Origin of the sequence: Sunxiuqinia elliptica, assembly GCF_900113005.1 — a bacterium.
GTDB classification, from domain to species: domain Bacteria; phylum Bacteroidota; class Bacteroidia; order Bacteroidales; family Prolixibacteraceae; genus Sunxiuqinia; species Sunxiuqinia elliptica.
Genome location: NZ_FONW01000014.1, coordinates 72,401 through 88,943, shown reverse-complemented (window position 1 = coordinate 88,943; position 16,543 = coordinate 72,401). Strand labels below are relative to the sequence as shown.

The 16,543-nt window shown below is 39.5% G+C and carries 9 protein-coding genes; 7 read left to right on the top strand and 2 right to left on the bottom strand.

Translation table 11 applies throughout. The features are described from left to right. Positions 1-188: 188 nt before the first annotated feature. Both BM156_RS18660 and BM156_RS18655 read right to left on the bottom strand, forming a co-directional pair. On the bottom strand, positions 189-1,937 hold the full coding sequence (locus BM156_RS18660; protein WP_093921422.1) for a SusD/RagB family nutrient-binding outer membrane lipoprotein: 1,749 nt from the start codon (positions 1,935-1,937) through the stop codon (positions 189-191). Between the two features lie 116 nt (positions 1,938-2,053). Continuing rightward, positions 2,054-5,134 carry a SusC/RagA family TonB-linked outer membrane protein gene (locus BM156_RS18655; RefSeq protein WP_093921421.1) on the bottom strand — a complete coding sequence of 1,027 codons (3,081 nt, stop codon included), beginning with the start codon at positions 5,132-5,134 and terminating at the stop codon, positions 2,054-2,056. A gap of 628 nt (positions 5,135-5,762) precedes the next feature. Between BM156_RS18655 and BM156_RS18650 the strand changes: the two genes are divergently transcribed. The 7 genes from BM156_RS18650 (at position 5,763) to pfkA (ending at position 16,537) form a co-directional block, all read left to right on the top strand. Continuing rightward, positions 5,763-9,839, top strand: coding sequence for a hybrid sensor histidine kinase/response regulator transcription factor (locus BM156_RS18650; protein ID WP_093921420.1), 4,077 nt, complete (start codon positions 5,763-5,765; stop codon positions 9,837-9,839). A 343-nt stretch (positions 9,840-10,182) separates the two neighbouring features. Beyond that, positions 10,183-10,518 (top strand): PadR family transcriptional regulator, encoded by a 336-nt coding sequence (locus BM156_RS18645; protein ID WP_093921419.1) that lies wholly within the window; start codon positions 10,183-10,185, stop codon positions 10,516-10,518. A 705-nt stretch (positions 10,519-11,223) separates the two neighbouring features. Next, complete coding sequence (locus tag BM156_RS18635) at positions 11,224-12,282, top strand: serine hydrolase domain-containing protein (RefSeq protein ID WP_093921417.1); 1,059 nt, start codon at positions 11,224-11,226, stop codon at positions 12,280-12,282. Between the two features lie 125 nt (positions 12,283-12,407). Next, a complete protein-coding gene (gene porQ / locus BM156_RS18630; RefSeq protein WP_093921416.1) occupies positions 12,408-13,430 on the top strand; it encodes a type IX secretion system protein PorQ in 1,023 nt (340 codons plus the stop codon). Positions 13,431-13,547: 117 nt separating this feature from the next. Beyond that, a complete protein-coding gene (gene cmk, locus BM156_RS18625) occupies positions 13,548-14,255 on the top strand; it encodes a (d)CMP kinase (RefSeq protein WP_093921415.1) in 708 nt (235 codons plus the stop codon). A 63-nt stretch (positions 14,256-14,318) separates the two neighbouring features. Continuing rightward, positions 14,319-15,170: a 4-hydroxy-3-methylbut-2-enyl diphosphate reductase gene (locus BM156_RS18620; protein WP_262987313.1), complete on the top strand. Its 852-nt coding sequence runs from the start codon at positions 14,319-14,321 to the stop codon at positions 15,168-15,170. A 350-nt stretch (positions 15,171-15,520) separates the two neighbouring features. Beyond that, positions 15,521-16,537 carry a 6-phosphofructokinase gene (gene pfkA / locus BM156_RS18615; RefSeq protein WP_093921413.1) on the top strand — a complete coding sequence of 339 codons (1,017 nt, stop codon included), beginning with the start codon at positions 15,521-15,523 and terminating at the stop codon, positions 16,535-16,537. Positions 16,538-16,543 lie beyond the last annotated feature (6 nt).

Here is a 16,543-nt window from a genome sequence, read left to right as displayed (position 1 = left end):
TTTTTTCTATCTATAATTTCTCGTACCATCCTGTGATAACTGCTATGCTTTCAAGTGAATCCTAAAGAATGATAAAGACTATACAAATAGAAAAGTGGCTAAAGACTGAACTTCAACCACTTTTACCCATTTTGAAAACTAAACTAATACTCCCATAAAGGTTATACTAGTACTGCCTCTCCAATTAGCTATTGCTTTGACCACCAAAGTTTATTCATCATACTTTTATTTGCTTCTGGTACATTTTCATTAATAGCCACCTCGCTCTCCGGAACACGCATACGTTCTGGTAATTTATAATTCGTACTTCCTTGGGCATATTTTTCAATGGTTCTTGTTTCAGATGATCCATCTGCCTTTATCCAAGTCCCTGTAATTTTCATATCCTTATCCAGATACGCAAACTCGGGGTGACCTGTTCGTCTCAAAACAGCATAAGCCTGATGAGGGACAGTATATGAAGATACCCATCTTTCGGTAGCAATAATGGCATTCTTTTCTTCAACACTTGCATTATTAAACTTTTCAACCACATCTGAAGGAAAACTACCAGCTTCAGCATTCCAACGCTCACAGCTAGCTTCTAAGCCCTCCTGCAATAAAACGTCAGCAGATTTTCCATAGGTCACTAAACCTCTATTGACAGCTTCTGCCAAAGCCAAACAAACTTCAGCATAATCCAGGCTAACCGGATTCCAAGAGCCACCATCATACCATATCGACGGATGCATCCACGAGTAATTATGGACATCGCCCTCTACGGGATCGTTTTGTAGATTAGTTATAACTCCCTCTTCATTTAAGAAGAAAGAAGCACGAGCTGGTCGCCCTTTATGTTCTGAATCTGGGTGCCCTTTAGGACGCATAAAAAACTTATCCAGACGTGGGTCTTCAATTCCAGAAAGTGCGTTAATATCTTCAGTATTCGAACCGCCATTGCTTACTTCGGCAGCATAAAGCGGACTTCCCTTCATTACCTCAATAATTTCTCGAGCAGGAATAAAAGCACCAGGGCCAGGGGCCCACTCTACCAGATATTCATCCCAAGCATAAGAACCATTAGGCATCGCTCCTGGCCATGTTTTGAAGAATCCATAATACTGATTATGCAGGTCAGTAGAAGAAGTCGTCCGAGCAACCATTACATTGTCACTATTTCCTTCTAACAGTGGATAACTTACGATACTGGACAGTATCATTTTCGCTCCATCCGGATCAACATTTGAACGACGTAGAGCCATACGCAAACGCAATGAATTGGCGAACTTTCTCCATTTTGAAATATTTCCTTTGTAAACAAGGTCGTAATCTCCCATGGTACTAATGGTTACATCATCCTTTAAGTAATCCTCAACAGCCATTTTTAATTTAGCCTCAATATCATTATAAATATCCTCCTGCCCATCAAACTTTGGTGTCGGAATATTTATATCACCATGCTCTGAATACGGGATATCACCAAACAGGTCGGTTATTTTCAGAAACTGAAATGATCGTAATACATGGCATATTCCTGTAAATTCCTTGGCATGTGGTGCATCAGGATTAGCTTCATAATAATCTAACAACACTTGTGTATTCGCAAATAAAGCACCTCCATAACCGTTGGTAAAAGAAGATGAGTTATATGAGTCCCATGCAGCTGCTGTCCAGCCTTCATTGTAACTATACGAGTCACCTGGCCCCCACCAACATCCGGCATAGCCACCATCAACGTGACCTGCAAAACGCTCAGCATGCAGAACAACCCCTCTCCAAAATTCAAAACGATCTTCATGAAAAGCTTTTCGCATACAACTTGCCAAAACAGCCTCAGTTGCTGGATTTTCAGCAGAAGGAGAATTTGGATTGATATTCATTTGCTCAAAATCAGAAGTACAACTGAAAATTAGCAGAGCAATCAAACCTATCTGAATATATTTATTTAAGATTTTCATACATTTAAATTTTACTCTAGTTTACTATATTCAATGCTTTCAGAATTTTACCATCTCTATTAATACCGGTTTTTAAGAAACCTGAAAGATGTTTCATCTGACTATATTTACTTCAATTAAAATTTAACATTAACCGTAAATCCATAGGATGTTGTAGACGGAACATTATACAAATTGTATCCCTGTGCGTTACCTGTTCCCCAAGTTTGGTTCGGATCTATATCTTTGGCGTCCTTATCACGGTAAATAAAGAACAAATTATAGGCATTAAAATTCAGGCTTAAGTTCTTAATGAAAAAGTCAGGATTCATTCTAAAGGTATAGCCTAAACTTAATTCTCGTAAGCGTACGTTTGTGGCATCAACAATCCAAGGAGCTCCGTAGTTAGCAAGACCACCCCAATAATCCTGAGCATTCATTTCCACAGTAACTTGTTCTCCATCGGCATTAACACCAGAAACCTCAACTCCTGTGTCTCTATACTCTAGTGTATTTTCAGTAATACCTGCAGCAGAAAGCTCTCCTTTGGTCGCATTCATTACATCGCCACCGATTTTACCATCAATCAATGTACGCAATTTGAAGCGCTTAAAAGAGAATGTATTCAACCATCCGAATGTGGCATCAGGCGTAAAGTTACCCAACTCAACACGCTTCTCGCCAGGAAGAAAATTATTATTTCCCAATTGGTATTCTCCATCAACTTTATCAGGCATACCCATAATCACGCCATAACCATCCTTTCCTTTTTTGGCAATGATTTGAACGCCTCCTACGATATTGCCAAGATCAGCCAGAACTTGCGTATCAATCCCTTCTGCTAACTCTTTTATTTCCGTTTTGTTTTTGGCAAGTGTAAAAGTTGTTTCCCACTCAAATGATCCCGTTTTCACAGGAACACCTCCTAATGATAATTCGAAACCTCTGTTTACAACCTCTCCACCATTAAGATATTTGTTAACATAGCCTGTTGCAGCCGAAACCCGAGTTGTGAACAATTGGTTTTCTGTTGATTGAGAATAGTAATTCAAATCGGCAAAGAGTCGATTATTATAAGCTCTAAATTCCATCCCAAATTCAAATGAAGCAGTTTGCTCAGGTTTCAGGTTAGGCACTCCAGGAGTTCCATCAACATCCATCAACGGAATTCCATTATGATTTAAAAGAGGATTTATACCAAAAGTAGTTGCTAAACGATAGGGATCTGAATCATTACCGACTTCGGCATACCCTAGGCGAACTTTTAACAGGTTAATCTGGGTTAGCTTTGCAATTTCGTTAATCAAAATACTTGCTGACACTGCTGGATAAAAATATGACCAGTTTTCTTGCGGCAAAGTAGAGCTCCAATCATTTCTGAAAGAAGCATCTAAATACAAGTAGTCGCGAAACCCCAGATTCAAGGTCGCATAAGCCGAATTCACTTGTTTTTCATAGATGTTATAGCTTGCATTTTTATTCAAATAGTTCTGAATATTCCAGAAACCATTTGAAATAACATCATCTCCTCTATTGTAGGTGGATTCGCTGTTATTTTTCATGATATTTCCACCAAGATTGGCGCCGAAATCAAGATCTCCGAATTGTTTCCTGTAACTCAACAAACCATCAATATTAGTCTCACGACGCTTGTATTGGTTTAGAATCCATTGACCGGAGCTATTCTGTTTATGACCTAAGTTATAACGCTCTTCAACTGAATTGTCGGTATAATCAGTCCCAACCCTCACAAAACCAGACAAGTTATCAGTAATATCAAAATCTAATTTGGCAAACCCAATTAAGCGATCTTTCTTATTAATCATGTTATCATGAAGGCTTGTCCAATAAGGGTTCATTTGTGTCCCTACAAAAGGATCATTAGGCGTATTATTAAAATTATACTTTTTCAGTTCTCTTAAAACAGTATTGCGCGGCAAAGAGAATAACCCGAAAATTGCATTGCTACTACCTTCTCCTAACCAAGTACCTCCTTCAATTTCTTGATTTAGATAGTTAACTTTTGTGTCGACACCTAACCAATCAGCTAATTTGAATTCTGCTCTTATATTGAAGTTATGTCTATGTTGAACATTTCCTGGTACGATACCATCTCCGTATAAATTAGTATATGAAAAACGAGATGAGCTGTTTTCGCCTCCCTTTGTCAAGGCAATGGTATTGGTTGTTTTAAAACCTGTTTCAAAGAAATCTTTGATATTATCCGGCTGAGGAGAATAATTCAAATTTTCCTCAAAACCACTCCAGGAAGGCAAACTTTGACCAGCCATAGCCAGCCCCCAACTATTATCAGTAGCTGTTGTAGAATAGGTTGGCACATTATCAACATAATGTCCCTGTCCATATTTATTTTGAAGTTTCGGCAAAAATTGATCGGTAACAACATCAAACATATTTGAACTTGAGAGTTCTACTCCTAACCCCTGACCTCTTTTGCCAGATTTAGTCGTAATGATGATGGCACCATTTTGAGCACGTGATCCGTAAAGAGCCGCAGCATTAGGACCTTTTAAGACCGTTACATTTTCAATATCATCCGGATTAATGTCCATTGAACCTGATCCAAAATCTTTTCGGTCCCATACACCTGTAGTAACTTCCACAGTGGAGTTATTAACGGGCACACCATCAACAACGTATAATGGTTGATTATTGCCCGAGATGGAACTATTCCCACGTAATACCACACGATTTGAAGAACCTAAACCACCTTGAGAAGAACCAAGTTCCAAACCAGCAACCTTTCCTTGCATCGAACTTAAAACATCGCTACCAGCCGAAGACTGAATTTCTTCACTATCCACCTTAGATACCCCATAACCAAGCGATTTTTCCTCACGCTTAATTCCCAAAGCGGTTACAACCACTTCATCGACATCCACTGCATCAGGAGCCATTTGTATATCAACAATTGCCTGAGTACCTAAAACAACTTCCTGGGCCTTCATTCCCACAAAAGTGAAGGAGACTATTGCCCCAGAAGGGGCGGTAAGCGTATACATCCCTTGCAAATCGGTAATAGTTCCATTAACCGTACCTTTTTCAACCACTGAAACACCGGGTATAGGCATTCCATCTTCAGCGCCAGTTACGGTACCTTTTATAGTCACATCCTGTGCAAATGCCATACTAATTGATATTAAGATCAATACAACACCTATAAATCCCCTCTGAAACCATTTAATTTGTTTTTTCATAAAGAGTAATTTTTGAAGTTAGTTTACATGTTATTAAATAAATGAGACCAATAGCAACAAGCTTAACATCAAAATTAAGAGCACAACAAAAACAGCGCGTATTAAAAAATAGCGATGGGCGGTATGCCTTATTTTCGATGTTTTATTCTTGCTACTAGTAAGTAATTTCATGGGAGTAAATCTAGCGGGATACCCTTATCCTGAGTTTCATCTTTGCACATATAAATTGAACTTTTAACCTCTGTATTGAACTTTTGAGGCATTATTGAACTTTTGAATCAAGTACCTAATGAAAAGGATATTAATACTTCGCATAGGCCCTATCCAACCGTTGAAAATTATAAGAACTGGTGACAGCCAAATGGAGACATAAGCAATCAAGATTGAGCATCAAGTATACAGCTCTTTATTGCTATTGGCTTACCCAATTCGATTCTCCTTTCGAGCTCCTTTCAAAATGGATATACGATAGCAGCTAATAGCTCTAAATTTTATACAAGTACAAAAAAACCAACCGAGAGGCCATACATGCCGAATAACATAAACATAATTTAAAAGCTATAATAGTAATACATAAATAAACCCCAACATTTTTTTATTATCTTCACCACAACTAAATGTGGTTATTATGCCTCGACTAAAATTTCTTATAAGCCTTCTGTCTCTTATTAGTTGTTTTTCAGTCTATGCAAACGAAAACTATACCGGATTTAGTGGACTAGATACAGAAAACGGATTAAGTAATAATTCAGTTAACTGCATTCTTCAGGATAGTCGGGGTTATATGTGGTTTAGCACCTACTATGGACTTAATCGCTATGATGGTTATAACATTATCAGCTTTTACAGTATCTCTGAAAAAGAAGAAACCCTTAGCAGTAATTTTACAACAAAACTCATTGAAGATGAGCATGGTCACTTATGGATAGGCACTAAATTTGGTCTTAATAAATTCAATAAAGATACAGAACGATTCAAGCGCTATTGGGCAAACACAAAACAAACCAATGCCCTACAAAACAATCACATTGGCGCTTTGCTTATGGATCATCAAAAGCGAGTGTGGGTAGGCACCATGGGAGGTGGCCTTCACTGTTACCAACCCTCAACTGATTCCTTCGAGTGCTTTGCTCAAAATTATAGCCACCTGCCATATATCAACTTTATTTCGGCTCTAACGGAAACTCCCGACAAGCAATTATGGGTAGGTACCCATGGAAACGGAATAAGTTTGTTTACGCCTGAGACCAATTCCTTTACCAATTTCAATTTTCCGGCGATGGAAGTCAACAGTCTGCTGGATGATGGTAATGGGAGTATCTGGATCGCCACGGACAACATGGGGCTTTACCGTTTTGATAAATCCCGGCAAGTGTATGAACGCTTTGATATGAAAGGTAGTGAGATGCACTCCAACATGAACATCATCCTCTCGCTAACAACCAACACTGACGGGACCATTTTGGCAAGCATTGATGGCGGAGGCATTGTAATTATTGATCCAATACAAAAGACTGTAATTAATAACAGCGAACATGCTCGAGCCTTTGAGCACCTGGATACCAAAGCTGTTTTTTCAATTTGCATCGATAATAAGGGACTGTACTGGGTTGGTACTATCGGCAAAGGGCTGCGTCTAATTAACATGAAAAGAAATCGGTTTCAACATTTCAAACATCAGCCCAACACGCCCAATAGCCTTAGCGACAACGCAATTCTAAGTTTGCTTGAAGATTCAAAAAGCAGAATATGGCTAGGAACTGATGGTGGTGGCTTACACCTATTTAATCCACAAACACAAAACTTCAAAAACTATAACCAACTAACATCTAACTTAAAGAGCGATGTAATCAAGCGCATTTACGAAGATTGGGATCATCAACTATGGCTTGGGACCTACGGAAGTGGCCTCGCATGGCTTAATGAAAGCAAGAACGAATTGGTAGCCTTTACCCCAAACACTCCTGACAACAACAAACCACTTTCAATATCAGTTTGGTCTATTACCCAGCAGAAAGAAAACAAGCTATGGATAGGAACTTTAGGCAACGGGCTGTATGAATTTGATACACAAACAAAAACATTCACACACCTGGGGACTATCTTTCCCAAGCTATCCTCTGTCATGAATGATTACATCCTCAGCCTGTTTGTTGATTCTAAGCAAAACCTCTGGATTGGTACCAGTAACGGCATATATGTTTGGTATCACAAACAACAGAAATACATCCGTTATCTTTTTGATGACAGAAATGACAGTGGTGTAGGTAAAAATGCCATTTTATGCATTAACGAAAGTAGCGACGGGAACATTTGGTTAGGTTCTAACGGAGGAGGTGTTTTTAACATCGACCCGATAACTGGCACGATAGAAAATCTTACTTTAAATGAAGGGCTAGCTCAGGAACAGGTGTATGATATTACTGAAACCCATCCAGGGATACTGTGGTTTGCCACACATGGAGGCCTATCAAAATACAATACTAAGCGCAAGCGTTTTCAAAATTATGACAGTCGTGATGGCTTACTCGGCAGTACTTTTAATGCCCTCTTATTCAACCACAAAGAAGACCTGATGGTAGGAGGTGTTAAGGGACTGAATATATTCGACCCCACTGTGTTTAAAGTAAATAGTCATATCCCCGAAATAACGCTTTCGGAACTTTACATTAATAACATACCTGTTAAAGCCGGTGATCCCAATAGCCCTTTAACTAAAAATATTGCGGAAACTAAAAGCATCGTCTTAAGTCATAAGCAAAATAATATTGGACTTGAATTTGTTGCCATTAACTATTTTAGATCCGAAAAAAACACCTACAGCTACAAGTTAGAGAATGCCTCCGAAGAATGGAGTAAAGCCAGTACAGACCGTTTGGTTAAATACAATAATCTACAACCCGGCACCTATACCTTTCATGTAAAAGCTGCTAACAACGATGGAATATGGAGTCAATCGAATCCCATTCTCCAAATAAAGGTACTCGCTCCTTGGTGGAAACGTTGGTATGCCTATCTGACTTACTTTTTACTAATAGGCGGATCCATCTATGCCTATATTCGTTACACCGTGCTCTGGATGGATATGCGCCGGAAGTTAGCCTTTGAAAAGATGGAAAGTGAAAGGATAAAAGAATTGAATCAGATGCGTTTGCAGTTTTTCACAAACATTTCGCATGAATTTAGAACGCCTCTTACCCTTATTTCAGGCCCTCTGCAAACCTTAAAAGAAAGTCTAAAGCTGGATCCCGAAGAGCAGCAACTTTTTTCCATCGCCGATAAAAATACTAGTCTGTTGCTACGACTTATTAATCAACTAATGGATTTTCGAAAAGCAGAAACAGGCAGTATGAATTTAAACGTAAGCAAAGGAAACATCATTGCTGTTATCAAAACTTGTGCAGAATCTTTTCGATATATGGCCATTGAACGACAAATGACTTATACAATTTCAAGTCAGACAGACTCATTAATCGTGCAATTCGATGCTGATATTATTGAAAAAATTGTGTACAACCTCTTATCCAATGCTTTTAAATACGGCAAAGAGAACGGCGAAGTAAAAATAAATATTCGTTTATCTGAGGCCAATCAAGAGAATGGCAGCAGTCTTTCCATTCAAGTTGCCGACAATGGGGAGGGCATTGACAGCCACCATCCGGAAGAGGTATTCAAACTCTACAAACGTTTTGAATCCAAGCACAGTAATATAACCGGGACTGGTATTGGACTGGCACTAACCAAGTCATTGGTTGAATTACACGGCGGTAATATTGGAGTTGAATCTCATAAAGAACAAGGAACCACCTTTACCGTAACCATTCCTATCAGCGAAATACATGAAGAATCTCCTTCCATTGAAACGAGCGAAACTCTTGTTGACAGGGACGAATTCAATACCTCATACTCCCAGGAAACTTCACAGCCCAATACCGGCCAAAAACGTACTATTTTGCTAGTGGATGATAATCCTCAGGTGATTCAATACCTGCATTCCATACTCCACAAAAACTATCAGCTGAGCAGTGCCAACAATGGTGTGCAGGCTTTTGATCTACTAATGAAGCGTAGCTTCGAGCTCGTTATTACTGACCTTATGATGCCCGAAATGGATGGAATTGAACTGTGTGAAAGAATAAAGAAAGAGCTAAGCACGAGTCATATCCCTGTTATAATGCTCACGGCCAAATCGTCCTTGGCTAACCGCATTGAAGGCCTTAACACAGGAGCTGATGCTTACCTTCCCAAACCTTTTAATCCAGACTTACTAAAAGCATATATCAACAACCTGTTCCAAAACAGAGATAAGTTAAAAGAAATATTCACCAGCAATGCGATTGTTCTGCCTTCTGAAGTTACCAGCAATTCGGTTGACGAACAGTTTATTGCTAAAGCAATCAAAATAGTCCGCAACAACCTGGATGACATCGCCTTTGGAGTGGAAGAAATGAGTAAAGAAATGGGCATTAGTCGTAGCAGTCTTAGCCGCAAATTAAAAGCCTTAACCGGTCAATCACCAAATCACTTTGTTCGCACCATGCGTCTAAAAGAAGCTGCAGCACGGCTTATCAGTAGCAATGATCATATCAATGAAATCGCTGATAAAACTGGTTTTAACAGCACTTCCTACTTCATTCGATGCTTTAAAAAAGAATATGACATGTCGCCTGGCCAATATAAACAGGCTCATCGTCGCTGGTTTTAGCAAAAACAAAACGTGCTTACCTCATAAGCTAAAAGCTGCCATATCAAAAATCGCGAGTCGAAGCTAGCTCCTCCATAAAATTTAGGAACACAAAAGTGCCATCGGTAATTCTTCCGAATGAGTCTCAAATAATAACAAGCGAATGTTTTCTGTTATTCTTAATGAAAACTATGAAATTGACTAAAGGATAAATTCTTACTGATTCTCTTTTCTCTTCAAAAAAATCAACCACAAAACCAATAAAAGAAGTAACTTTGAACTAAGAAAAGCAGTAAGTTCTGATAAAACAGCTTGGCGCATTACTCAAAGATGTAACAGATTGGCAGAAGAAATAAGAGATAAAATGAAGAGTATATCAAAAGAGTTGGTTGGAGCATCAGCTGTCCCAATTATTCTATCGGTATTAAAAAATGGAGATAGTTACGGGTATAAAATTGTTCAGCGTGTTAAGGAGCTCACAAATGGGGAAATAGCCTGGAAGGAAGCAAGCATTTATCCTGTTCTGAAAAAACTGGAAAATGCTGGGATGATAAAATCATACTGGAAAGTAGAAGAGAATAAGCGTCCCCGCAAATACTACACAATTCTTTCGGAAGGCGAAAAGCAACTTAAACAAAACATGCACGAATGGAACCTCGTTTATTCCGTTTTTAATACCCTTTGGAAAGTAAATAGCTAATTCTCCTTTTTTCGTGCAACTGCGTTGAAGTCCTTCAATGCAGCGATACGAAACACCATAAAATCACAAAAACAACTTAAGTTACCCCTCTCTCCCCCCAACGCGTGAAGACGCGTTCATATCAAACGCTACATTTCTACTAAAATACAAGTGTTACCTGCTAATTCAGCCAACTTGATCAAACGCAATTCCAGGCTAAAGATGTCATACAAATGCAAAAAATTTTGAAATAAGCTAAGCAGCATATTTCCTTTTTTCATATATTGCAGTCCAATATATTTATGGAAAGCTAAGCAAGGAATTGTTTCCCCTAAAAAACAAAACATCGCGATATGCTGTTAGTGTTTCTTACGTGTCCGTGATAGCGATGTTTGTTTGATCATCCTTTAATTAAAAGTGGAAATTTCTTCCCCAATTTATAGTTAAAAGCAACCAAGCTACCCTAAGCAGGTACCAACTGCAAATAAATTTAGCTGCCCTCCATCAGATTTTAATGTCTAAAAGAGGTCAGTTTTGTTTACTTACAAGTTTTCTGCTGAAGGGTAGCTTGTAATTTAGAAGCTTCTCGTCCCTTTAAACTAGTTATATTAACCAGAAATAAAAGTCAATTTATTTTTGAATGAAATAGAAATCAATAAATTTGATAAGCAAACAATCAGTTAAAACTCATTTCTCTTGAGTTATAAAACTGCAAATACACCATAAATGGGCAATAAACTCGCCAAAAAGCTTCAAGTCATTCTGGATAAATCGATAGACAAAAAGCGAATTTTCGGAACAAGTTTTTATATTCAACATGACAAGTTTTCATGGATTGGAGGAAGTGGAAATCTAACCCCTGATGCTCCCTTTTTTATTGCCAGTACGACAAAACTATTTATAACGGCATTGGTACTCAACCTTCAACAGAAGGGTTTATTAAAGCTCGACGATCGTATTTCGAAGTACCTACCCAAAGAGGTTCTCCTTGACTTACATACTTTTGAAGGAATTGATTATACCTACATTTTGAACATTAAAAATCTATTAGCTCATTCGTCTGGTATCCCAGACTATTTTCAAATTAAAGGGCCATCTGAAAAAAGTTTAATCCATCAACTTCTTGAGGGGAACGACCAAAGCTGGACTCCAGCAGAAGCCATCTCAATTAGTAAATCAATGCGACCGTTGTTTATTCCCAACACCGTTGGAAAAGCACACTATTCCGACACCAATTACCAATTACTGGAGTTGATCATTGAGAAAATAACCGGTCAACCACTAGCAAAGCTCCTCAACCAAACACTGTTTGATCCATTGCAACTCCAATCGACCTACTTATACACCAATCCGAGAGACAATACTCCTTCTCCATTTTATTACAAAGACAAGCTGTTGGAAATTCCCCAAGCCATGAGTTCTTTTCGAGCAGATGGAGGCATCGTTTCGACAACCAAGGAGCTAATGCAATTTGTGCGAGCATTTTTCAATGGAACTTTTTTCCCCGAATCACAAATTGCTCAACTTGCAAAATGGAATCCCATCTTTTCCCCTTTACAAGCAGGAATAGGAATTCATCAATTTAAGTTGCCTTGGATATTCGATCCAGTAGGTAAAATTCCGGAACTTATTGGACATTCAGGCTTGACAGGGACAGTAGCATTTTATAGCCCAAAAGAAAAGCTATACATAACGGGCACAGTCAATCAAGTAGCTCATCCGGATTTAGCATTTAAGCTAGCCATCAAGCTAATCAAGGCGATTCAAAAAGGAAGTAACGAATAAGAAAATGTCATTCAAACAAGAGCGCTGTATTTCGATTTTAGAAGTCAGGAAATTCACTCAAAAACATTTTGTTATCAAAATAAAAAAATAACTTTGGCGTTTGATGTTAAAACCGGCCCAAACGGATGAAAACCAAACGACTCTTTTTTCTGATCTTTATTTTAGCAAGCTGGGGAGCAAAAGCTCAAATTGGAGGAGAATCAACCTACGAATTTCTAAACCTTCCCAATTCAGCACGTATGGCTGCTTTAGGTGGCAACCAAGTAGCCATCAACGATTCCACCGATCTGAATGTTGCTTACAATAATCCGGCACTGCTACATCCAAGCATGGACAACCGGCTTTTAGTAAACTACGTAAACTACTTCAACGACATCAAGTTTGGTTATGCCTCCTATGCCAAAGATTACGGAGAACTTGGGGTATTTGCCCTAGGCATGCATTACATCAACTATGGGAAGTTTGTTTATGCTGATGAATTTGGCGAACGAAATGGAACGTTCAAAGCTGCCGAATATGCCCTGAACATTTTATGGTCAAAACAATTTAATCGCTTGCACGTGGGGGCAACCTTAAAACCAATCCTTTCTTCATTTGAGGCCTACCAGTCGTTCGGGATTGCTTTTGATGCCGGAATCAGCTATGCTAGCCGTGACCAATTGACGAATATTGCGCTGGTACTAAAAAATATAGGGACTCAGGTTACCACTTACTACGATGGCGCTGAACGAGAAGACATCCCGTTTGATTTACAATTGGGATTCTCCAAACGATTGGCGCACGCACCGTTGCGATTATCTGCCACACTACAGCATCTGCAAAAATGGGAACTTGCTCAACCAAAAGAAGAAGACAATGGATTTGAAACCACAATAAAAGAGGACAGCTTTGGAAAACAATTTCTAAGACACCTTTTGCTTGGCGTTGAGCTTTTACCCTCTGAAAATTTCACCATTCGAGCTGGCTACAACTATCAGCGACGCCAGGAACTAATGTTTGACGATAAAGCCTCAACAGTTGGCTTTTCCTGGGGCTTTGGATTCAAAATCAACCGGTTTCACTTTAACTATGGATCAGCGCGCTACCATTTGGCTGAAACCAGCAACCACATTTCAGTAGCAATTAACCTAAACGAAAGTTTCCACTAGCTTACACACCAGTGATTCAGAAGAGATCATTGATCCCCTCTGATAAACCTTATCTACGACGATTTGTTAGTCTGGCTAGCGTGGTTACTTCAACCGAAAAACAATATATTTGCGATCATGAATCCAAAAACGGAGAATAAAAAAATAGTTATTGCCATCGATGGACATTCATCTTGTGGCAAAAGTACTGTTGCCAAACAATTAGCCCAACAGCTAGGATATATTTACCTTGACAGCGGCGCGATGTATCGTGCTGTTACCTTATTTGCACTTCGAAATAAGCTGGCTTCCAATGGAACAGTTGACGAGCAAGCCCTAATTAGTCGCTTAGCTGAAATTAAAATTGAATTTCGGGTTAACGCAACAACCAAGCAAAACGAAACCTACCTGAATGGCGAAAATGTAGAAGAGGAAATCAGACAACTACCTGTAGCCAACCATGTCAGTCCTGTTGCCACCATCCGCGAAGTGCGGGCCGAAATGGTAAAACAACAACAGCTAATGGGGCAGGAAAAAGGAATTGTGATGGATGGAAGAGACATTGGCACTGTTGTTTTTCCGAATGCAGAACTAAAAATTTTTATGACTGCCAGCCCTGAAGTTCGTGCACAGAGACGCTACGATGAGCTAACCGCAAAAGGACAGCAAGTTAGTTTTGAAGAAATCCTCAATAATGTTGAAGAGCGCGACCGGATAGACTCCAGCAGAGAGGTAAGCCCGTTAAAACAAGCTGACGATGCCCTGATTTTGGACAACAGCCATTTAACACGCGAAGAGCAATTGCAATGGGCAATCACTAAAGCTCAGGAACGCATTGCGAAATAAATTTAACAATTAGAGTATCAGATACCAGATACTCTAATTGCACATCAACGATAAAAAAACATTTTGAAGGTAGAAATCGATCATAAATCAGGCTTTTGTTTTGGAGTGGTTAATGCCATTAAAAAAGCAGAAGAAACGCTGGACCAAGGAGAAAAACTGTACTGTTTAGGAGATATTGTCCACAACGGGATGGAAATAAAGCGGCTGGAAGCTCTTGGATTAGTTACCATTGATCGTGAAGAATACCTCAACTTGAAAAACTGCCGGGTTCTCCTTCGAGCACATGGCGAGCCTCCTTCAACCTACGAACATGCCCGAGCAAATAACATTGAGTTGATCGATGCCACCTGCCCCGTTGTTTTAAAATTACAGCAACGCGTCAAACAAGCCTACGAACAAATGGAAGCTGAAGATGGGCAAATCATTCTATTTGGCAAGAAAGGCCATGCTGAAGTGACCGGACTTAATGGACAAACCAAAGATCAAAGCATCATCATTGAAGGAGAAGAAGATCTAAAACAGGTTGATCCGAACAAACCGGCTTTTCTATTCTCACAAACGACCAAATCCATTGATCAATTTCAGCAGTTGGCTCAAAAATTACAGGAAAATGCCAAGCAACCGCTGACCGTGAAAGATACCATCTGCCGGCAGGTAGCAAACCGGGTTCCGCGCATGAAAGAATTTGCCAGCCAGCATGATATTTTGATTTTTGTTGGCGGAAAGAAAAGCTCCAATGCGCGCTTCCTTTTTGACGTCTGCAAGCAAACCAACCCCGATAGTTATTTTATTTCAAACCTTGCTGAATTGGATGAAAAATGGTTTAAGAATAAACAATCAGCAGGAATTTGTGGAGCTACATCTACCCCACAATGGCTCATGGAACAAGTAGCCGAAAGAATTAAAACTCTTTAGTCTGAAAAAAACATCTGGCCTGGTTGTAACCAAACGTTCAGAATAGCGAATTCTGAAGGAAAAGCGCTTCTACTAGAGCAAAGAAAAAAACAGCTATAGCTGACACACCGGTCAGCCTGTCATCAAGCTTAACGATAATTTGTTCCGAAAAATTCAAAAAGAAGCTTGTATTGTGCTAATTTGCGCAGCAAATCCCAACAGCTACCTGTAAAATGCAAATTACCCCTGTTGGGCCATTGCTAAAATCAACACCTTACAGTTATGTTAATTTTATAGATTCATCGCATAAAATCCGAAATCAACATACTGCTAAGCGAATAATAAAAACCTTTTTTTGAATAAATAAACAGATGAAACAGGAAACATCCCAAACTACGCAAAAGACAAATAAGGGGATCAAAAAAATTGGCGTATTGACATCAGGAGGTGATGCTCCCGGTATGAATGCGGCTATCCGTGCTGTAACACGATCAGCTATTGCCCACAATCTGGAAGTGATTGGTATTCATCATGGGTTTAAAGGACTAATTGAAAACGAATTTACACCACTCACCTCTTCCGGCGTTAGCGGAATTCTACAAAATGGAGGAACGATCTTAAAAACGGCTCGCAGTCGCGAATTTCTAACGGAAGAAGGACGTGCCAAAGCTTATCAGAACCTTGTCAATGCTGGTATTAATGCAGTTGTTGTTATCGGAGGCGACGGTTCATTTACGGGCGCTCTGGTATTTTCTAAAGAGTTTGACATTCCATTTGTGGGAATCCCTGCAACAATTGACAACGATATTTTTGGAACAGATTACACCATTGGGTACGACACTGCTCTGAATACAGTCGTACAGGCTGTCGATAAGATAAAAGATACCGCAGCTTCACATGGTCGGGTCTTCTTTATTGAAGTAATGGGCCGCGAAGCCGGCTTACTTGCTCTTAATGGAGGAATCGCCGTCGGTGCAGAGGTCATTCTAATTCCAGAGTCAAATACTGAACACCAAGCTTTCGATCGCTTTATCAGCAAAGGCTATAAGCGCAAAAAGACAAGCGGTATTGTGGTTATTGCAGAAGGCGAAGAAATGGGTGGAGCATTGAAGCTGGCTAAAAAGGCAGAACAAGAAAACCCGGATTTAGACATTCGCGTGTCTATCCTTGGTCACATGCAACGAGGAGGCAACCCGACAGCCCAGGACCGCGTTGCCGCAACTAAAATGGGAGTTGCTGCTGTGGATGCTATACTAGACGATCAAAAAAGTATTATGGTTGGCTTGCGCTATGGAAAAATTGTGCATGTTCCATTCAACAAAGCAGTTAAGTTGAACCACAGTATCGATCAGGATTTACTGGAAATTCAACGTCTCATTACGATTTAATCGATT